Source organism: Rubrivivax rivuli (assembly GCF_004016505.1).
Lineage (GTDB): Bacteria > Pseudomonadota > Gammaproteobacteria > Burkholderiales > Burkholderiaceae_C > Rubrivivax > Rubrivivax rivuli.
This window is the reverse complement of the sequence record NZ_SACR01000001.1, coordinates 714689-733502: the sequence shown is the minus strand read 5'-3', so window position 1 is coordinate 733502 and position 18814 is coordinate 714689. Positions and strand designations below refer to the sequence as shown.

The 18814-nt window shown below is 70.1% G+C and carries 14 protein-coding genes, 1 tRNA gene and 1 pseudogene; 8 read left to right on the top strand and 8 right to left on the bottom strand.

Going from position 1 to position 18814, the window contains the following annotated elements; genetic code table 11:
- Positions 1-66: 66 nt before the first annotated feature.
- Both EOE66_RS03120 and EOE66_RS03115 read left to right on the top strand, forming a co-directional pair.
- Positions 67-810 (top strand): hypothetical protein, encoded by a 744-nt coding sequence (locus EOE66_RS03120; RefSeq protein ID WP_128227201.1) that lies wholly within the window; start codon positions 67-69, stop codon positions 808-810.
- Between the two features lie 45 nt (positions 811-855).
- Complete coding sequence (locus EOE66_RS03115) at positions 856-1629, top strand: YkgJ family cysteine cluster protein (RefSeq protein WP_164884978.1); 774 nt, start codon at positions 856-858, stop codon at positions 1627-1629.
- Position 1630: 1 nt separating this feature from the next.
- Here EOE66_RS03115 and EOE66_RS03110 read toward each other — a convergent pair whose 3' ends face one another.
- The 6 genes from EOE66_RS03110 to EOE66_RS03085 all read right to left on the bottom strand — a co-directional run bounded on the left by EOE66_RS03110 (position 1631) and on the right by EOE66_RS03085 (position 11623).
- Positions 1631-3532: an ATP-binding cassette domain-containing protein gene (locus tag EOE66_RS03110; RefSeq protein WP_128227199.1), complete on the bottom strand. Its 1902-nt coding sequence runs from the start codon at positions 3530-3532 to the stop codon at positions 1631-1633.
- Positions 3533-3595: 63 nt separating this feature from the next.
- Positions 3596-4597 (bottom strand): questin oxidase family protein, encoded by a 1002-nt coding sequence (locus EOE66_RS03105; protein WP_128227198.1) that lies wholly within the window; start codon positions 4595-4597, stop codon positions 3596-3598.
- 21 nt (positions 4598-4618) lie between these two features.
- Positions 4619-5590, bottom strand: a complete 972-nt coding sequence (gene gshB, locus EOE66_RS03100) for a glutathione synthase (protein WP_128227197.1) — start codon at positions 5588-5590, stop codon at positions 4619-4621.
- A 72-nt stretch (positions 5591-5662) separates the two neighbouring features.
- Complete coding sequence (locus EOE66_RS03095) at positions 5663-6856, bottom strand: benzoate/H(+) symporter BenE family transporter (RefSeq protein WP_310733087.1); 1194 nt, start codon at positions 6854-6856, stop codon at positions 5663-5665.
- A gap of 55 nt (positions 6857-6911) precedes the next feature.
- Complete coding sequence (locus tag EOE66_RS03090; protein WP_128227196.1) at positions 6912-7913, bottom strand: catalase family peroxidase; 1002 nt, start codon at positions 7911-7913, stop codon at positions 6912-6914.
- A gap of 119 nt (positions 7914-8032) precedes the next feature.
- A complete protein-coding gene (locus EOE66_RS03085; RefSeq protein ID WP_245478875.1) occupies positions 8033-11623 on the bottom strand; it encodes an alpha-1,6-glucosidase domain-containing protein in 3591 nt (1196 codons plus the stop codon).
- A 244-nt stretch (positions 11624-11867) separates the two neighbouring features.
- Between EOE66_RS03085 and purU the strand changes: the two genes are divergently transcribed.
- From purU to EOE66_RS03065, 4 genes are read left to right on the top strand one after another with little or no spacing between them, the layout of a single operon-like run.
- The gene (gene purU / locus EOE66_RS03080) at positions 11868-12752 is read left to right on the top strand and encodes a formyltetrahydrofolate deformylase (RefSeq protein WP_128227195.1); all 885 of its coding nucleotides are present in this window, start codon (positions 11868-11870) and stop codon (positions 12750-12752) included.
- Between the two features lie 19 nt (positions 12753-12771).
- Entirely contained in the window at positions 12772-13236 is a 465-nt protein-coding gene (locus EOE66_RS03075; protein ID WP_128227194.1) for a YybH family protein, read from the top strand.
- An 18-nt stretch (positions 13237-13254) separates the two neighbouring features.
- On the top strand, positions 13255-14232 hold the full coding sequence (locus EOE66_RS03070) for a YheT family hydrolase (RefSeq protein WP_128227193.1): 978 nt from the start codon (positions 13255-13257) through the stop codon (positions 14230-14232).
- 20 nt (positions 14233-14252) lie between these two features.
- Positions 14253-14774 (top strand): DUF2946 family protein, encoded by a 522-nt coding sequence (locus tag EOE66_RS03065; protein WP_128227192.1) that lies wholly within the window; start codon positions 14253-14255, stop codon positions 14772-14774.
- A 57-nt stretch (positions 14775-14831) separates the two neighbouring features.
- On the opposite strand, the gene EOE66_RS03060 is transcribed toward EOE66_RS03065, so the two are convergent.
- The gene (locus EOE66_RS03060) at positions 14832-15407 is read right to left on the bottom strand and encodes a c-type cytochrome (protein ID WP_128227191.1); all 576 of its coding nucleotides are present in this window, start codon (positions 15405-15407) and stop codon (positions 14832-14834) included.
- A 152-nt stretch (positions 15408-15559) separates the two neighbouring features.
- Here EOE66_RS03060 and EOE66_RS03055 point away from each other — a divergent pair.
- A tRNA-Arg gene (locus EOE66_RS03055) sits at positions 15560-15634 on the top strand.
- 192 nt (positions 15635-15826) lie between these two features.
- Here the strand turns inward: EOE66_RS03055 and EOE66_RS03050 are convergent.
- Positions 15827-18334: a TniQ family protein gene (locus EOE66_RS03050; RefSeq protein ID WP_128227190.1), complete on the bottom strand. Its 2508-nt coding sequence runs from the start codon at positions 18332-18334 to the stop codon at positions 15827-15829.
- A 49-nt stretch (positions 18335-18383) separates the two neighbouring features.
- Between EOE66_RS03050 and EOE66_RS03045 the strand changes: the two are divergent.
- Positions 18384-18538 (top strand): annotated as a pseudogene (locus EOE66_RS03045) (IS5/IS1182 family transposase); the annotation flags it as partial.
- Positions 18539-18814: the final 276 nt, after the last annotated feature.

Below are 18814 nucleotides of genomic sequence, written 5' to 3'. Positions count from 1 at the left end.
ACATCCGGACACAGCTGAAACACCCCGGTGGGCCGCCACTGCCGCCGCGCCGCTTCCAATGTCGGGGTGAACGACCTGCCGGCCGCCAGCTTCCAGAGCACCCAGCCGCACAACGGCCTGCCGCGGCGCCGTGTGGGCGACCGCCTGCGCGTCACTGCCGAGCGCCGCAGCCGCCGCGATGTCGATGCCGGCATCACGCACCTGGCCTCGCTGAACCCTTCGCTGCTCCAGGACCTGCAGCGCTTTGCGCAGTCGCACCGCCCGGGTGAAGGGCTGGACCTGCTGGAGGTGCTGGCCGCCTCGCTGCGCCACAACAGCGCGCTGCTGCTGCACCTGCAAGACGACGAGCAGGTGCTGCAGATGCAGGTGCTGCCGGCCAGCCGGCAGCTGCGCTGCGAACTGGGCCGCGCGCCCTGGCAGGCCCTGGGCCTGCTCACGCTGCGCGTGCTGCGCGTGGGCACGCTCGACCTCAGCGGCGGCAGCGCCCCCGAGCCCTTCGGCACGGCCTACGACCTCGGCCCCATGCTCTGGCACCTGGCGCTGCACGGCGCGCGCGGTGAACTGCTGCCCGAGATCAGCGGCGTGGCCACCTACCGCGTCACGCCCGGCGCCAGCCTCGACGTGGCCGAATCCGTGGGTGCGCTGGCCACGGCGGTGCAACGCCTGCAGGGGCAGACCACGCCGCTGCGCGAGATCGCCAGCTGGCCCGGTTTCGACCGCGACCGCGCCGAGCGCCTGCTCAACGCGCTGTACCTGCAGTCGGCACTGATCGTCACGCGCTCGCACCCGGGGGCCTTGAGCGGCCTGTAGCCCGGCCCGTATCGGCACCACCAGCCGCGCCGCAGAATGCGGCCCATGGACAGCCCCACCGCCCCTTCCGACCAGCGCGCCCTGGCCCGTGCCGACTTCACCCTGCAGGGCCCTGGCTTCAGCCTGCAGCTGCAAGCCACCGTGCCTGCCGGCCCGGCGCGGCAGGCCGACCTGCTGCCGCTGGCCCGCGCGCTGGCCGACACCGTGGTGGCGCAGACGAGCCAGGCCGTGGAAGCCGCCGGCCAGACCATCAGCTGCCGCGCCGGCTGCGGCGCCTGCTGCCGCAGCCTGGTGGCCATCTCCGAGGTGGAGGCGCGGCGTCTGCATGCGCACATCCACGCGCTGCCTGAGCCGCGCCGCAGCACCCTGCTGGCGCGCTTCGACGCCGCACTGGGCGCGCTGCAGTCTGCCGATGTGCTGCCCGCGCTGCAGCACTGGGCGGCTTGGAGCCCCGCCGAATACCGCCGGCAGCTCACCGCCTATTTCGCCGCCGGGGTGCCTTGCCCTTTGCTGGAGGACGAGTCTTGCGGCCTCTACGCCGAGCGGCCCATCACCTGCCGCGAATTCCTGGTCACCTCACCGGCACGCCACTGCGGCGAACTGGGCTCGCCGCTCGTGAAGCGCGTGGAGCTGCCCGTGCAGATGTTCAACGCCGTGGCGCGCTGGCGCCCGCGCGCTGCCGACGAAAGCGGCGGTGTGCAGGAGCGCTGGGTGCCCCTGGTCCTGGCCCTGGCCTGGGCCGCCGCGCACCCCGACGAGAGCGAACCGGCACCCGGCCCCGAGCTCCTGCAAGACCTGCTCGGCGCGATCAACGGCTGAATCAGCGCGCGCCCAGCGTTTCCCAGCGCTCCAGCGCCTGCAGCAGCTCGGTCTCGATGGCCTCGTGCCGCGCCTGCAGCACGGGCACGCGCTGCGGCTCCTTCGTGTAGACCTCGGTGCCGGCCAGCGTGGCGGCGATGGCGGCCTGCTCGGCTTCCAACGCCTCGATGCGTGCCGGCAGGCCGTCGAGTTCGCGTTGTTCCTTGTAGCTGAGCTTGGTCTTGGCCGGCTCGCTGCGCACGGGCGCGGCGGCCGCGGGCTTCGGCGCCGGTGCGGCCAGCGGCGCGGCGGCGGGCTGCAGGCCGGCCACGCGGCCGCGCGCGCGCTGCTGCTTCCAGTCTTCATAGCCGCCTTCGTACTCGCGCCAGAAACCGGTGCGGCCGCCGTAGGCCGGGTCGCCTTCCCAGGCGATGGTGCTGGTGACCACGTTGTCGAGGAAACGCCGGTCGTGGCTGACGAGGAAGACCGTGCCCGCGTACTGCTGCAGCAGCTCTTCCAGCAGCTCCAGCGTGTCGATGTCGAGGTCGTTGGTGGGCTCGTCCAGCACCAGCACGTTGGCCGGCAAGGCGAACAGCCGCGCCAGCAGCACGCGGTTGCGCTCGCCGCCGCTGAGCGTGCGCACGGGCGAGTTCGCGCGCTCGGGGCTGAAGAGGAAGTCGGTGAGGTAGCTCATCACGTGCTTGCGCGAGCTGCCCGTCTCGATCCACTCGCTGCCGGGGCTGATGGTGTCGGCCAGCGTGGCGTCGAGGTCGAGCCCGGCGCGCATCTGGTCGAAGTAGGCCACCTGCAGCTTGGTGCCCTGGCGCACACTGCCGCGCGTGGGCTGCAGCTCGCCGAGGATGAGCTTGAGCAGCGTGGTCTTGCCCACGCCGTTGGGGCCGATGAGGCCGACCTTGTCGCCGCGCAGGATGGTGCCGCTGAAGTCGTCGATGAGCACGCGCTCGCCGTACTGCATGCCCACGTTCTTCAGCTCGGCGACGATCTTGCCCGGCGGCAGGCCGGCGTCCAGCTCCAGCTTCACGCGGCCGAGCTGCTCGCGCCGCTGCGCACGCTGCTCGCGCAGCTTCAAGAGGCGCTGCACGCGGCCCACGCTGCGGGTGCGGCGCGCTTCCACGCCCTTGCGCACCCACACCTCTTCCTGCGCCAGCAGCTTGTCGGCACGGGCGCGTTCCAGCGCTTCGTCTTCCAGCTCGCGCGCCTTGGTCTTCTCGAAGGCCGCGAAGCTGCCCGGGTAGCTGCGCAGGATGCCGCGGTCGAGCTCGACGATGCGCGTGGACACGGCGTCGATGAAGGCGCGGTCGTGCGACACCAGCACCAGCGCGCCGGCGCGTTCGTTCAGCAGGGTCTGCAGCCACTCGATGGCGTCGATGTCGAGGTGGTTGGTGGGCTCGTCCAGCAGCAGCAGGTCGGGCGCGGCCACCAGGGCCTGGGCCAGGGCCACGCGCTTCTTGGTGCCGCCGCTGAGCGCGTCCACGCGCAGGCTGCCGTCCAGGTGCAGGCGCTGCAGGGCTTCATCGACGCGCTGTTCCCAGGTCCAGCCGCCCAGGGCCTCGATGCGGGTCATCAGGGCATCCAGGTCGTCGGCGGGGTCATGGCGCTCGAACTGCTCGCGCAGCGCACGGGCTTCGCCCACGCCCACGCTCACCGCGTCGAAGACGCTGATGCCGGCTTCGAACAGCGGCTCCTGCGCCACGTAGACGCGGCGCAGGCCGGTCTGCAGCTGCAGCGTGCCTTCGTCGGGCTTGTCCAGCCCGGCCAGGATCTTCAGCAGGCTGGACTTGCCAGCGCCGTTGCGGCCGATGAGCGCGATGCGCTCGCCAGCTTCCAGGGAAAGTGCGGTGCCATCGAGCAAGGGCACATGGCCGAAAGCGAGGTGGGCGTTGGAGAGGGTGAGCAGGGCCATGCGCGGATTGTCAGGGCCCCGGCGCGATCACCCTGCCCAGGGCGCGGGCGCGCGGGGGCAGGTTCAGTTGGCGGGCTGCTGCACCACGCGCGAGGCGGCACGGCGCCACACGTCGCCGCCGTAGGCGCGCTGCTGCTCGCGGCAGCTGTCCACGAGCTTGGCGCTGTGGTCGTCGTCGGCAGCGATGGCGGCGGCCACGATGCGCGCCCAGGGCTGCACAGGCACCGCGCCCAGAGGGCGCGCGCCGCTGGCCGCCCAGGCCGCGGCGAAGCCGCGCCAGTAGGCCTGCACGGCGGGCAGCGGGTCGTCCAGCACCGGCAGCAGCACGCGCAGCGCGTGCGCGCTGGTCAACAGGTGCAGCACGGTGAAGTTGCCGCTGGCGGCGTAGAGCTCGGCGGCGCCGCGGGCCAGGCGCTCCAGCGTGTGTTCGTCGACGCGCAGCTGCGCCGCGGCGTCACCGAAGCCCGGCCAGGCCGCCACCACGGCCACGCGGTCGGCGATCAGGCGCCCGGCGATGGGCAGCGGCGGCAGCGGCAGCCGGCGCAGCACGGCGGCAGGGTCGGCCTCGGTGGCGTGGTGCGGCGCGGCAGGCGGGGGGTCCAGCGCCAGCCAGGTGGCCGCCCAGTGCGCCAGCGCGTCGGCCAGCTCCTGCCGGTGCGCCGCCTGCGTGGCGTAGGCGGTACGGATGAGGCCGTGGAAAGCGGCACCTGCACAGCCCTGCATCAGGCGCGGCAGCACGGCTTCGAGCACGTCGCCGGCGCCTTCCTGCGACAGCCACTGCGTGAAGAGATCGCGGTAGATCGGCCAGGCCTCGCGGCGGCCCAGGTGGGCGGCCCAGGCGTCACCGGCAGGCCAGGCTTCGGCCGCGGGTGCGGGCTGCAGGCGCGTGGCGTAGGCCTCGCACCAGGCCTGCAGGCGCGGCGCGGGCGCGCCCAGGCGGTGCAGCGCGAAGGCGGCCATGGGCAGGTGGCTGCTGAGACCGTTGCCGTACTCGGCGTGGTAGCGGGCGCCGGCGTCCAGCCAGGCCAGCAGGGTGGGGTTGTGGGCGGAACTCGGGATGGGCATGGCGGTGCTCTTGGCGGTCTCTCAGCGCAGCGCGGCTTCCAGGGCGTCGACGTACATCGCCGGCACGTCGAAGCCGGTCTGGTCGGTGATCTCGGCGAAGCAGGTGGGGCTGGTGACGTTGATCTCGGTGAGGTGGCTGCCGATGACGTCCAGCCCGACCAGCAGCAGGCCGCGCGCCACCAGGATGGGGCCCAGGGTCTCGGCGATCTCGCGGTCGCGCTCGGACAGCGGTTGCGCGACGCCCTTGCCACCGGCCGCCAGGTTGCCGCGGATCTCGCTGCCCTGCGGGATGCGCGCCAGGCAGTAGGGCACCGGTTTGCCACCGATGACGAGCACGCGCTTGTCGCCGTGCACGATCTCGGGCAGGTATTTCTGCACCATCAGCGTGGTGGCGCCACCCTGGTTCAGCGTCTCGGTGATGCTGCCCAGGTTCATGCCGTCGGGGCCGACGCGGAAGATGCCCATGCCGCCCATGCCGTCGAGCGGCTTGAGGATGATGTCGCCGTGCTCGGCGTGGAAACGCTTCACGTCGGCGGCGTCGCGCGTCACGAGCGTGGGGCCGATGAACTGCGGGAACTCCAGGATCGCGAGCTTCTCGGGGTGCTCGCGCAAGGCGCTGGGCTTGTTGAAGACGCGTGCGCCTTCTCGCTCGGCCTGGCTCAGCAGGTGCGTGGCGTAGAAGTACTCGGGGTCGAAGGGCGGGTCCTTGCGCATCAGCACGGCGTCCACGTCGCGCAGCGCCTGCGGGCGTTCGTGCGGGGCCTGCTGCGCGGCCTCGAACCAGTCACCCGAGTGGCCGTTGCCAGGGCGGCCGGTGAGCGTGATGTCGCGCACGAAGCCGGTGACGGGCTCGCCGCGCTGCCAGCGCAGGTCCTTGGGCTCGCAGGCCATCAGCGTGTGGCCGCGGCGGGCGGCCTCGCGCATCATCGCGAAGGTCGAGTCCTTGTGGGTCTTGAAGGTCTCCAGCGGGTCGGCAACGAAGAGCAGTTTCACGGGCGCGGGCTCCGGCAGGCAGGGCAAACAGGGCCCGAACTGTGGCACAGCCGCGCCCGCGCCGCAGCGGCCTCAGCCGCGAAGCCGCCAGCGCTGCGCGGTCAAGGTCAGCACACCCGCCACCACGCCCCAGAAGGCTGCGCCCACGCCCCACAGCGTGAGCCCGCTGGCAGTGACGAGGAAAGTGACCAGCGCGGCTTCGCGCTGGCCCTCGTCCTTCATCGCGGTGGCCAGGCCGCCGCCGATGGTGCCCAGCAGCGCGAAGCCGGCCACGGCCAGCACCAGTTCTTTCGGGAAGGCGGCGATCAGGCCCACCACCGCGCCGCCCAGCAGGCCCACGGCGATGTAGATCACGCCAGCGGCGGCCGCGGCCTTCCAGCGCTGCGCGGGGTCTTCATGCGCCTCGCGGCCCATGCAGATGGCGGCCGTGATGGCCGCGAGATTCAGCGCATAGCCGCCAAAGGGCGCCAGCACCAGCGAAGCCAGGCCGGTGGTGGCGATGACGGGCGACACCGGCACCGCGTAGCCGGCCGCGCGCTGCGCCGCCACGCCGGGCAGGTTCTGCGAGGCCATGGTGACGATGAAGAGCGGCAGCGCGATGCCGATGGTCGCCGCCAGGCTGAACTGCGGTGCGGTGAACACGGGCACGGCCCAGGCCTGCGCCCAATCGATGCCACCCAGGTGCAACTGCCCCTGCAGCGCAGCCACCGCCACGCCCACGGCCAGCACCCCGGGCACCGCGTAGCGCGGCCACAGGCGCCGGCCCAGCAGGTAGGCCGCGAACATCAGCGCCACCAGCGTGAACTGCGTGCGCAGCGACGCGAAGGCATCGAAGGCGAAACGCGCCAGCACACCCGCCAGCAGCGCCGCGGCCAGGGCCTGGGGGATGCGGTCCATCACGCGTGCGAACCAGCCCGTGGCGCCCGCCAGCGTGATGAGCAACGCGCACACCATGAAGGCGCCCACGGCCTGCGCCATCGGCACGCCCGCGCCGGCGGTGACGAGCAGGGCCGCGCCGGGCGTGCTCCACGCCGTGAGCACGGGCATGCGGTAGTGCCAGCTCAGGCCCAGGCTGGTGAGGCCCATGCCCAGGCCCAGGGCCCAGATCCACGAGGTGGCCTGCGCAGGGCTTGCACCGAAAGCAGCGGCCGCCTGGAAGACGATGACCACCGAACTCGTGAAACCCACCAGCACGGCCACGAAGCCGGCCACCAGGGCCGACAGCGGCAAAGACAAACGCAAACCCGGCCCCTTCATCGCAGACATCGCAAGAGGGGCCGAGCATAGACGCCGGGCCCGCAGCGGCCCGGCGATGCAGAGATCAGCGCGGCGCTTCGCTCACGCGCCGGCCCAGCGACACCGCATAGGGTGCGGCGCGCGCGCGCAGCACCGGGTCGTTGGAGGCTTCCAAGCCCTTGGGCAGCGCCGTCGGGTTGAAGGTGATGTTCTCGCAGGCACCGCCCGCGCCAGGCGCCACCTGCGTGACGAAGAGCTGGCCCACGGGCACCAGGCGGCGGCTCTCCGGCCAGACCTGCGTGGGGTCGTCCACCGGGTCGCCGGCTTCGGCGATCTGGAACTTCAGGTCGAAGACCACCGGGCCGCTGGCCACGCGGCGGCGCAGCTCGTCGGCGAGGAAGTCGTCGGGCATCGTCTTGAGCTGTTCGTCGGTGAGGCCCAGCGTGCCGGCCACGGGCTCGAACTGCCAGCGCACGGTGGTCTTGTCGCCCTTGGCGTTGGTGGCGATGAAGGCGTTGGTGCTCCAGTAGTTCACCGCGCCGTAACTCGCCGGCACCGGGGCCTTGGCCAGGTAGGCGGCCTGGCGCAGGGTCTCGGGGTTGGCCTCGTTGAAGGCCTTGAGCCTGGCCGGGTCGGGCTTGCCGGTGACGGGGTCGGGCGTGCGCGCCTGCAGGAAGGGCGCGAACTGCTCGGGCTTGGCGACGAAGAACACCGGCGCCGAGATGTTGGCGCTTTGCCAGAGCTCGCCCCCCGCGCCCGTGAACTGGAAGGCCAGGCCGCGCACCGAGCGGCCCTTGTCGCTGGCCTTGGGGCTGCCGCCGCCGATGGAGAAGCGCAGGATGGCCGGCACCTGATCGCCGCTGAAGACGCTGGCGCTGCTGAGGTTGCGCCCCACGGTGTTGCCAACGAAGTGGCCGGCCGCGCACACGCCCTTGGCGCCGCTGCGGCGGGCGCCGGCGTTCTTGCCGAACAGGCCTTCGAGCGCGTTGACCTGGTCCAGCGGCAGGCTCTGTGCCGCAGCAGGTGCGTTGAAGGCGAACGAACAGAGGGCGGCCGCGGCAGCGGCGGTGAGGGTGAGCAACTTCATGGCGGGGGCAGTCCTTCTCTAGGTGGCGCGACAGGAAACGAAAGGGGGCTGCGCAGCGGCCTTCACCGCCTGCAGCCCCCTTCTGTCGGCGCGCCCCGCGCCGGCTTACAGCCCTGACATCAATTCACGACGAACACCGCCACGCTGCGGGCCGGCACCGTGAAGGCACCGCTGGTGATGTCGAAGCGCGCTTCGGTGGCCACGCGGCGGTCGGCCGCGGTAGCGGCGGCCTGCACCGGGTGCAGCACATAGCCCTGGCCGGCCAGCGCGGGCACCGTGAGCGTCTGCGCCGTGGTGCCCACGTTCATCACATAGGTCAGTTTGCGGTGGTTGGCGCCGGCGTAGCCCGTGCCGTCCACCGTGGCCGCGATCACCGTGGGCAGCTGGTTGCTGCCCAGGTTGTGGAACTGCAGGCGCTGCTGGATGTCGGCGGCCGTGCGCAGGCGCAGAAGCGTGGTGCCGCTGCGGATCTTCAGCAGGTCGCGGAAGGCGTCGCGCATCCAAGCGATCTCGGTGGCTGTGGGCTTGATGTCGGCATTGGCCAGCACCGGGCGCATCAAACCCCAGGTGTTCTGGTTGTCGGCCGCGCGCGGCAGGCCCACGCCGAAGTTGTTGTCGGTGTAGGTCCAGTCGAGCTTGTTGAACCAGTCGCCGCTGTCGTAGCTGTTGCGGTCCAGGCTCTTGCTGCGCAGCGTGTCGATGCCGGCGTGGAAGTAGGCCGTGCCCTGCGCCAGTGCCACGGTGGCCACGCCCAGCAGCTGCACGCGGGCGCGGTCGGCCTTGCTGGTGGCCGCCGGCAGCTTCATGGCGTTGACGTCGAAGAGCGTCTGGTTGTCGTGGTTCTCGACGTAGTTCACCACCTCGCCGGGCTGCGTGGCGTAGCCCACCGGCACGCCGCCGTCGCCGCCCAGGTTCTTGAGCTGCAGCGTGGCGTCCCAGTGCGTGACGAGGGTGTAGTCGGCAATGCTGCCGGCCAGCGCGCCCTTGATGAGGTCGCCATACCAGCGCAGGTCATTCAGGGGGCGGTTGCCGGCGCTGGGGTTGGGGTCGTACCAGAGGCCGTTGATGAAGCCCTGGTTGCTGACGAGCTGGCTGCCGCTGTCGCAGCAGCCGCCACCGCGCACGGCGTCGCGCATCTTGTCGCCGAAGGTGCCGATGCCGGTGCCGCCCAAGCCGCCCTGCGCGGCCTGCGCGAAGCGCGTGCCGTTGATCACCTCGCCGAAGTTCCAGCCTTCGCCGAAGAGCTGCACGGTGCGGCCGGCGGCAGCATTCACGCGCGTCTGCAACTGCTCCATCACCGCGCGCGGCTGGTGGCCCATCAGGTCGAAGCGGAAGCTGGCGATCTTGTATTCCTTGGCCCACAGCGCGGCCGAGTCGATCATCAGCTTGCCCATCATCAGGTGCTCGGTGGCCGTGTTGTCGCAGCAGGTGCTGTTGGTCACGGCGCCGTTGGCATCCAGGCGGTGGTAGTAGCCGGGCACGATGCGGTCGAGCACGCTCTTGGCGTTCTGGCCGCTGGCGGTGGTGTGGTTGTAGACCACGTCCATGCCCACGCGCAGGCCGGCGGCGTGCAGGCCCATCACCATCTGGCGGAACTCGACGATGCGCCTCGCGCCATCGGCCGCGGTGCTGGCGTAGCTGCCTTCGGGCGCGTTGTAGTGCCAGGGGTCGTAGCCCCAGTTGAAGCAGTCGGTGCCGGCGCTGGCCGTCACGGCGGCCTGCTGCGTTTCGGCGTTGGCCGCGCCGGTGGGCGTGGGCGTGGTGCAGCCGCTTTCGGGGATGCTGGCCAGGTCGTAGGTGGGCAGCAGGTGCACGTCGGTCACGCCGGCATCGGCGATGGCCTTCAGGTGCTTCATGCCGTTGCTGTTCGCTTCGGTGAAGGCCAGGTACTTGCCGCGGTTGGCGGCGCTGACCGTGCTGTCGCTGGCGCTGAAATCGCGCACGTGCAGTTCGTACACCACCATGTCGGTGGAGGCCTGCACCTTGGCCGGCACGGCACTCGCGTCCCAGCCGGCGGGCTTGAGCGCGGCGGCGCCCAGGTCGGCGATGTAGCTGCGCGCGCTGTCGGTGGCGAGGCTGATGCTGTAGGGGTCGGTGACGAGGTTGCGCACCAGGCCCGTGCCGCGCGCGAACACCTCCACGGCAAAGCGGTAGTACTTGCCGGAGAGATCGCCCGTGCGCTGTGCGCTCCACACGCCGGTGGCGGCGTCCATCGCCATCTCGTCGACGGTGGTGGCATCGCCGGTGGCGGTGTCGTAGGTGAAGACCAGCACCTTCTGCGCGGTAGGGGCCCAGAGCTTGAAGCGGGTGTTGCCGCCGCCGATGCTGACGCCCAGGTCCGTGACGTTCGCAGCAGCCGCGTACAGGTCGTCCAGCGCCGCGGCGTGCTGCGCGGTGGTGGCGTTCTGCACCTTGCCGGCGGCGGTCTCCTGCACCAGCACGAGCTGGCTCTTCAGCAACGTGGGCAGGCGGGCGGCGTCGGCGTCCTTCACCGCGAAGACGGCGCCGGTGTCGATCCACTTGAAGCGCTGCGCCGCAGCGGCCGGCACGGTGCCGGTGTAGCGGTCCAGCGTGATGAAGCCGTCGGCGCCGCCCACGTTGCCGTCCAGCGGCGCGGTGATCTGGCCGGTGGCCGAGTGGTAGAGCTTGACCACGCCGCCGCCGTCCACGCGCGGCCACTGGATCAGCTGCTTGTTCAGCCAGAAGGCGCGGGCGTCGCGCGTGCTGGCGCTGCGCGTATCGGGCTTGGCGGTGTAGACGGTGGCGTCGCCCTGCACCAGCCAGATCTCGCCCACGCCAGCGCTGATGCTCAGCGCGGCGTAGTTGACGCGGATGTTGTCGTTGCGGCCGTCCTTGTCATCGCTCTTGGGCGGGAAGCCGTGCACGATGAATTCCAGCGCCGTGCGGTTGGCATCGCCCTGCGGGTTGAGCACCGGGATGTCGAACACCACCTCGGCCGCGGCCGCGCTGGGGGCGGCGTAGCCGGGCATGGCGCTGAAGGCCACGGGGGCGGCCCATTGGTCCAGCGTCACGCCGGCGGGCATGCGGGCCGTGTCCATGCCGTTGCTGGGCCACAGGTGCAAGCCGTAGGCGCTGTAGTCGCCGGCAAAACGCAGGTAGCGCACGCGCACGGTGTGCAGGTTGGGCGCACTCGCCCCCAGCGGGTTGCTGGTGTAGGTGACGGGGTCGCCCTGGATGCGCCAGATCTCGTTGCGACCGGGCTTCAGCGTGTAGCGCTGGTCGGCACCGGCGTGATCTTTCTCGTCGCCCTTGTGGAAGATGTAGCCGACGCTGCCGCTCTGCGCGGCCAGCGGCACCTCGATCACCTGGCCGAAGGCCGTGGTGCTGCTGGCGGTGCGGCCGGCGGTCCAGGGGGTTTCGACGGCGGCGTCCCAGGTGTGCAGCGTCCAGCCGGTGTAGTCGCCGGCGGGGCGGCGGTAGTTCACCGTCAGCGTGGTGGCGGTGCCACCGGGCGCTGGGGCGCTGGCCGCCGGGTTGGCAGGCTGCGCGTTCAGCACGGTGGCAAAGCCGGCATTGCCCAGAGCCAGGCGCGCATCGGGCGCCGGGGCCACGGGCGGCGTGGGCGCGGGCGCCTCGGCAGCCCCTCCACCGCCGCCACCACAGCCGGCCAGCATCAGGGCCGAAGCCAGCGCCGCACCCAGCTGCAGGCGGGCGCGGGACCAAAGGGAAGTTGACAGGGCGGCAAGCATGACGGCCTCCACGGAACAGCGAGGAGGCGCATGCTATTGAAACAAAACTACATATTCACACCGGGACTTACCCGCACCACACAGGGGCGTGAGCGCTCGCCAACCACGCCATCTTCCTCTGTAACCGCCTTGGAACCGCCAAAGCCAGGGCTTTGCCATCACAAGTTCCGTACCAAAACTACATCTCACGGCAGCCACGGGCCTCCGCCCGGCACCGCACAGACCGCTCCGTACAATCCCGCGGATGGCACCCGATCACCAGTTCGTCCTCACCCTGGCCTGCCGCGACACCAAAGGCATCGTGCACGCCGTCTCGGGCCTGCTCTACCAGGCCGGCTGCAACATCATCGATTCGCAGCAGTTCGGCGATCTGGAAGGCGAACACGCCACGGGCCTCTTCTTCATGCGCGTGCACTTCCAGGCGCCGCCGCAGCTGGCCAGCGCGGAGACGCTGGGCACGCTGTTCGAGCACACGCGGCAGCAGTTCGGCATGCAGGTGCACTTCCATGCCTTGGGCGTGCGGCCGCGGCTGCTGCTGATGGTGAGCCAGCACGGCCACTGCCTGAACGACCTGCTGTTCCGCTGGAAGAGCGGCAGCCTGGCGGTGGACATCCCGGCCATCGTGAGCAACCACGAGAACTACCGCGGCCTGGCCGAGAGCTACGGCATCCCCTTCCACCACCTGCCGCTGGCCGGTGGCAGCAGCGCCGAGGTCAAGCGCGCGCAAGAACTGCAGGTGGAAGCGCTGGTGGCGCGCGAGCGCATCGACCTCGTGGTGCTGGCGCGCTACATGCAGATCCTCAGCGAGCCCTTCTGCCAGGCGCTGGCCGGCCGCGCGATCAACATCCACCACAGCTTCCTGCCCAGCTTCAAGGGCGGGCGGCCTTACCACCAGGCCCACGCGCGCGGCGTGAAGCTCATCGGCGCCACGGCGCATTACGTGACGGCCGATCTGGATGAGGGCCCCATCATCGAGCAGGACGTGCAGCGCGTGGACCACACGCTCTCGGCCGAAGACTTCACCGCCGTGGGCCGCGACATCGAGTGCATGGTGCTGGCGCGCGCGGTGCGCTGGCACGTGGAGCACCGCGTGCTGGTGAACGGCCACAAGTGCGTGGTCTTCCGCTGAAACGCGCACGCACCCCGCGATGAAACGCCCCGCCCCGCCGCCCACGCCGGCCGAGAGCCCTGACGAAGCCGAGGCGCGCTTCTACGAAGCCCTGCGCCAGGGCGACCTGGCCGCGCTGATGGCGCTGTGGGCCGATGAAGACGAGATCGCCTGTGTCCACCCCGGCGGCGGCCGCGTGGTGGGCGCCACGGCCATCCGTGCCAGCTTCGAGGGCATCTTCGCCAACGGCGGCATCCCGGTGCAGACCGAGCAGGTGCACCGCCTCCATCAGGAGAACTTCGCGCTGCACCACCTGGTGGAACGCATCGAGGTGACCGGCGAGCAAGGCGCTCAGACCGGCTGGGTGCTGGCCACCAACGTGTTCATCAAGACAGCGCTGGGCTGGCGCATCGCGGCCCACCACGCCAGCCCCGGCCTGCCGCCCGAGCTGGCCGCGCTGGCCGGCCTGGGCGCCGACGGCGACACGCCGGCCACGCTGCACTAGCGGCGCGCCGGTTTCGCGATGCAGGGCTACCGAAGCCCGGCCTGGTTGCCGGGCGGGAACCTCCAGACCATCTGGGCGGCCAAGCTCGCACGCCGCCACCTGGGCCCGCCGCCACGGTTCACGCGCGAACGCTGGGCCACGCCCGATGGCGACTTCATCGATGTCGACCACCTGCAGCGCGCGCCCGGCGCCCCGCCGCCGAAGCAGCACCTCGTGCTCTTCCACGGCCTGGAAGGCAGCAGCGCCAGCCAGTATGCGCAAGCCTTCGCCACCGTGGCGCGCGAGCGCGGCTGGGCCTACAGCGTGCCGCACTTCCGCGGCTGCTCGGGCGAGCTGAACCTGGCGCCGCGCGCCTACCACTCGGGCGATTTCGAAGAGATCGGCTTCATGCTGCAGCGCCTGCGCCAAAGCAGCGCTGCGCCACTGCTGGCGGTGGGCATCTCGCTGGGCGGCAACGCGCTGCTGCGCTGGGCGCAAGAGGCCGGCGACAGCGCCGCCGCCACGGCCGCGGCGGTGGCCTCGGTGAGCTCGCCCATCGACCTGGCCGCCGCCGGCCACGCCATCGACCGCGGCTTCAACTGGCTCGTCTACTCGCGCATGTTCCTCGCGACGATGAAGCCGCGCGCGCTGGCCAAGTGGCAGCAGCACCCGGGCCTGTTCGATCGCGAGAAGCTGGCCCGTGCGCGCACGCTCTACGAGTTCGACAACGTCTTCACCGCGCCGCTGCACGGTTTTGCCGACACGCCCGACTACTGGGGCCGCGCCTCCGCGAAACCGCAGTTGGCGCGCATCCGCATCCCGGCGCTGGTGCTGAATGCGCGCAACGACCCTTTCGTGCCTGGCAGCAGCCTGCCCACGGCGGCGCAGGTGGGCCGGCATGTCACGCTGTGGCAGCCGGCGCATGGCGGGCATGTGGGCTTCCCGCACGGCGCGCCGCCGGGGCGTGTGCTGGCCATGCCGCAGGCCGTGAGCGCCTGGCTGGCCGGCGAGCGGTGAAAACAGCGCAAGATCGCCCCATGGACGCACTGGTCGAAGCCGCGCTGCGCAAGTGGCCGAACGTGCCGCACTGCCACGGCTGGCTGGCGCTGGACGCACGCGGCAACTGGTACATGCGCGACGAGCGCACGCAGCACGCCGGGCCCTTCCCACAGAGCAAGGGCAGCCGGATCGAGCACGAGAAGCTGCGCCAGTTCATCGAACGCAACTACGCCGCCGACGAAGCCGGCGCCTGGTACTTCCAGAACGGCCCGCAACGCGTGTACGTCGATCTGGAAGCCGCCCCTTGGGTGTGGCGCGTGGGTGATGAAGCCGGCTGGCCCGTCACCAGCCACACCGGCCTGGCCACCGAGGTGCTGAGCGCCTGGCTGGATGAGAGCGGTCGGCTCTTCCTGCACACGCCACTGGGCCTGGGCCTGGTGCACACGCAGGACATGGAGTTCGCCGCGCGCGCCGTGGAGGCAGGGGCCTGGGTGCCGCAGCCCCTGCCCTTCGCGCAGATGGCCGCGCACTTCGGCCACGTGCTGCAGCCGCAGCCCTGAAAGCAAGAAGGCCACCTCGCGGTGGCCTTCTCGTTGGCGGCGCCGCAGCGCCGGCGCTCAGTTGGGTGCGCTGGCCGCTGCCGCACCCGAGGCAGCGGCAGCCGGGGCCGGCACCGCCGGCTCGGCCATCTTGCCGCCGCTCTGGTTGACCATGTAGACCACGGCGCGGCCGATCTCGATGTCGGAGTACTCGCCACCGCCCTGCGCGCCCATGGCGCCCTTGCCCTTGAGGGCCGAGGTCAGCAGCGCTTCGTAGCCGGTCTTGATGCGGGGCGCCCAGGCGGCGGCATCGCCCAGCTTGGGCGCGCCGGCGGCGCCGACGTTGTGGCAGGCGGCGCACTGGCCGTTGTAGACCGCATCCGCGGCGCGCAGCACCGCCGGGGCCGAGGCGTCCTTCACTTCCACGGTGCCCACCGGCTGCAGGCGCTTGGCCACGGCCTCGGGGCCCAGACCGTCGCTGCCGGCGCTGGGCTTGGCGCCGAAATCAACGTAGTTCACCAGCAGGACGATGCCGAGGATGGGGATGATGAAAGAAGCCAGCACCGCAACCACCAGCTGCTTGGGCGTCTTGATCGGCCCCTCGTGGTTCTCGGCGTGGGCGCCATCGTGTCCCTGGTCGTGCGTCTGACTCATGAATTCCTCGGGTTCGGATGCTGCAAAAGCGGCCTGCCTGGGCAGGCAAAAACCCATCGATTATAGGGGGCCGGCCCCCGCAGCCAAGCCTGCGCGCGCGGCCTTGCCGTGGCATCTGCACCCCGAGGGCTAGAATGGCGGGCTGTCCACGAGCGACCGTGGTGAAGTGGATATCATGCGGCCCTCCGAAGGCCACGTCGCAGGTTCGATTCCTGCCGGTCGCACCAAGCCGTATCTGCTCAAGAAGCGACAGAGGTGTCGAGTCGGGCATATCGTGGGTTTACTTCCAGGTGATGGCTTACCGCAAGCTCAACCAAGATATGGTTGAACGGCGGCGGCTAGATCCCCAAACAGCAACGGCTGTTGGCACAAGCCAACAGCCGTTTGTGTTTGCGCGACGGCGTCCGCCGTCGACTCTTCTATCGGTACTGCAGTGGCAGGCGTGGTTGCTGACCGCCGGTCGCCGCGCTGATCCTCTGAACCGCGGCCTCGATCTTCTTGAGTAGCGGCTCACCCATCCGATATGCCAGCGGAGGGTAGGCGAGCGTCTGGTCACCCAGCCCGATCCTGATCATGGACAGGACGGCCGCTGGAGCTTCGCTGGGGTACGACGCTATCCCGATCTTGCGAGCGTTGCGGTGCGTGATCGGACGGTTCAGCCGGGCCAGGCGCAAAGCCACAGTCTCGGCAGCGTGCACGGCCTCATCTTGGCGTGCTTGCATGGCAGCTTCCTGCTTCTGGCGAGTTGCTTCGCGCACCTGGGCGTAAAGCGACTTGTGGCGGGCCAGGGTAGCGATGTCAACGCGGAGCCGTTCAGCGACCTGAGTGACTGACTCCCCAGATTTCGTGGCCTCCTCCAAAGCCGCCTTCACCGCCTGGTGATCGACAGGCGCCACCTTGCGTCGGACGCGCGACGGCTCCACCGACCCACCAGGTTCTTGCGACGCTTCCAGTCGCCCTTGAAGCAGCGTCGCCAACTCCATCCCTTCGACACCGCAGATGTCCAGCAGCTGATCGAAGGAGAGGCGTGCGTGCGGATTGTTGATCCAGCGCGAGAGTACGGACAGGGTAGCGCCGGAACGCAGTGCGAGGCTGGTCAGACCGCCAGGCCGGTCGCAGTGCCGCTTGATGCAGCGAGGGACCTCTCGGGGGTCGGCAGCTGCGATCTGGGGCAGCGCGCCGATCATCCGCTGGCATTGTTTCGCCCGCCAAACCTCCTCGAAGGTGGCTTCGGTCGACGGGCTTCCGAAGCAGCGGTGTCCGATCGAGCCGCACTGATTGCAGACTCCGGCGAGCTTGACCCGACCGAAATGGGCTCGCACCGGAGCTTCGCCGCGCCCGCAGATTGGTTCCACTAAGCGGCTTCGATGGACAGGGCAGCATGTCACTGCTTTCAGCCGCCAGAGCAGCCGACCGTAGGGCAGAGTGTCCCTCGCCGAATCCTCCGCGAGGCACTGGAGGCACACGCGATCCCCAGGCGCGATGAGGTCGCCGCTGACATGCCCCGACAGGGCGATCAGCGTGGATGCTTCCAGGCCCGCTTGGCCCGTGGCGGCCGAGAGGACACGAACCCACTTCTGCGTGACGCGCCCACCAGAGAGCATGTCGCGACCACCGTCCTTGTCCCAGCCCCAGCCGATCCTCCAAGCTTCCAGTTGTGGGACGAGTGGGATCACGTCCCGAAGAACGGCGTCGACCAGGTTCCTAGGTGTGAGCCGGTGCTCATGGGCGACCCGCAGGAAGTAGCTGAACAGCGACTCCGCGTTACCCGTGCCCTCGCACCGCGGGCGCATTCCGAAGAGCGGCGTCGTCTCGGCCTGAGGCCAATCGACGCGGATGAAGGAACCTTCAAGCATGACCGCGCGGGCGGCGAACGTGCTGCGCGCAACGTCGTCGTTCGCCGGAGCAGCCGTGCGCTGGGCGGCGGGAGTAGCGCTGTTTGGCGCGAGCTGCGGGCGCGGCTGCGCCGGCTCAACTGCAGGTGTCGGCTGCTCGATGAGGCCACTGGCTGCCTCTTGCTCCTGCAGTGCGGTGAGCACATCGGGCATGGCTGTTGTGGCGCCGATAACGCGATCGAGGACGCACTGCTCGACCTGCTGCGTGGCGACGCGGGGGTCGAAGTCCTGGGGCCTCAGAGGCGTGAGCTTGGACTTGAGCGACTTGACGCTGACGCCGTCTCGCTTGGCGTTGAGCTTCATGATTCGCTCCTGATCACGCAGGGCGAACTCCACTTCGTAGTGGGTGCGCTGTCCCAGCCAACGGCTGGAGTTGCCCGTGGCGGCCACCCAGCGATCGCCGACGTTCACGTAGACGACGCTGGCGTTGTACGGCTCGATGCGGACCTCGACTGACTGTTTGGGGCGAACCCGATCCAGCGCGACATGCCGGTAGTAGATGCCATTGACGTTGACTCCCCGTCCGCGGATGACTTTGCGCGTCGCGCGCTTCGCGTGCGGACAGGTCATCAGCATCATGTTCTCGTCGAGGGTGAACATGCGGAACTCCCTGTGGCCTGTCAGGTCCTTGCTGCGTGCTTCGAACTCGTTGGGGGTAACGCCCAGCGCCGGATGAACGCGATTCGGCCGCACTTCGAATAGGTACCGTTCGACCGCTTTGTAGGCAGCGAGCAGCGTCCACTCGGCGCGGCGAAAGGGGTCCACGCTCTTGGTCACCAGGCGGGTCCCTTCCTTCATGATTCGCGTGTTGCCGTTCATCTCGGAGAGCACCTCCTCTTCGATGCTTCCGAACGTCCTCTCCACCATGGCCGCGCCGCGCGGCATGCCGGGAGACCGAAAGCGCAGCTCGATGCCGAACAGGCGGCAGAAGTACTCCAGTTCGTGACCGTGGTACGGCTTGGCGTTGTCGAGCACCAGCACACGCGGAAGCCGGTGATTGCGCCTCACGTAGTCCCGAAGCAGGAACAGCACGGTCCGCGACGAGGGCGGCTCGAAGCGAAGCGCGAAGGCCCGCGGGTGAGTGGTGTGGCTGCCGGCGGCGCCGCAAGACTGGCTACCGGCGGGTCACTTGGCGTACTGCATCAACGACACAGTCGACGCCTTGGACCTCAAGGCGTTCTTAGCGCGCTACGAGGGCGGCGGCTCGCGCACCTGCCGTTCCACCCGGCGATGCTTCAAGACCGCGTTGTAGGCGAGCCCAGCCATAAAGTCGGCGCTCAGTTCGATGCGTCGCGAGTTCGCCATTGGATCTAGCGCCTTCAGCCGAGAACCGGCCACCCGGACAAGACCGGATTCAACTGCAACCTGCTGATCGCCTAGAGAAGAGGCGTAAAGGCAGTCGGGGACAGCACTTGGGGCTGCCTCAGAGGCAAGGTGTGCAAGCAAAGCCAGGGCGAGCATTGCTCGCCTGGACCGAAAGATTCGCTTCGTCGAATTCACTGTCCGCAACCC

Coding starts and splice junctions, on each gene's coding strand:
- EOE66_RS03095 (WP_310733087.1), bottom strand. CDS start 6,856: ATGTCTGCGATGAAGGGGCCGGGTTTGCGTTTGTCTTTGCCGCTGTCG.
- EOE66_RS03085 (WP_245478875.1), bottom strand. CDS start 11,623: ATGCTTGCCGCCCTGTCAACTTCCCTTTGGTCCCGCGCCCGCCTGCAG.
- EOE66_RS03075 (WP_128227194.1), top strand. CDS start 12,772: ATGAAACGCCCCGCCCCGCCGCCCACGCCGGCCGAGAGCCCTGACGAA.
- EOE66_RS03090 (WP_128227196.1), bottom strand. CDS start 7,913: ATGAAGTTGCTCACCCTCACCGCCGCTGCCGCGGCCGCCCTCTGTTCG.
- EOE66_RS03060 (WP_128227191.1), bottom strand. CDS start 15,407: ATGAGTCAGACGCACGACCAGGGACACGATGGCGCCCACGCCGAGAAC.
- EOE66_RS03070 (WP_128227193.1), top strand. CDS start 13,255: ATGCAGGGCTACCGAAGCCCGGCCTGGTTGCCGGGCGGGAACCTCCAG.
- EOE66_RS03115 (WP_164884978.1), top strand. CDS start 856: ATGGACAGCCCCACCGCCCCTTCCGACCAGCGCGCCCTGGCCCGTGCC.
- purU (WP_128227195.1), top strand. CDS start 11,868: ATGGCACCCGATCACCAGTTCGTCCTCACCCTGGCCTGCCGCGACACC.
- EOE66_RS03110 (WP_128227199.1), bottom strand. CDS start 3,532: ATGGCCCTGCTCACCCTCTCCAACGCCCACCTCGCTTTCGGCCATGTG.
- EOE66_RS03105 (WP_128227198.1), bottom strand. CDS start 4,597: ATGCCCATCCCGAGTTCCGCCCACAACCCCACCCTGCTGGCCTGGCTG.
- EOE66_RS03065 (WP_128227192.1), top strand. CDS start 14,253: ATGGACGCACTGGTCGAAGCCGCGCTGCGCAAGTGGCCGAACGTGCCG.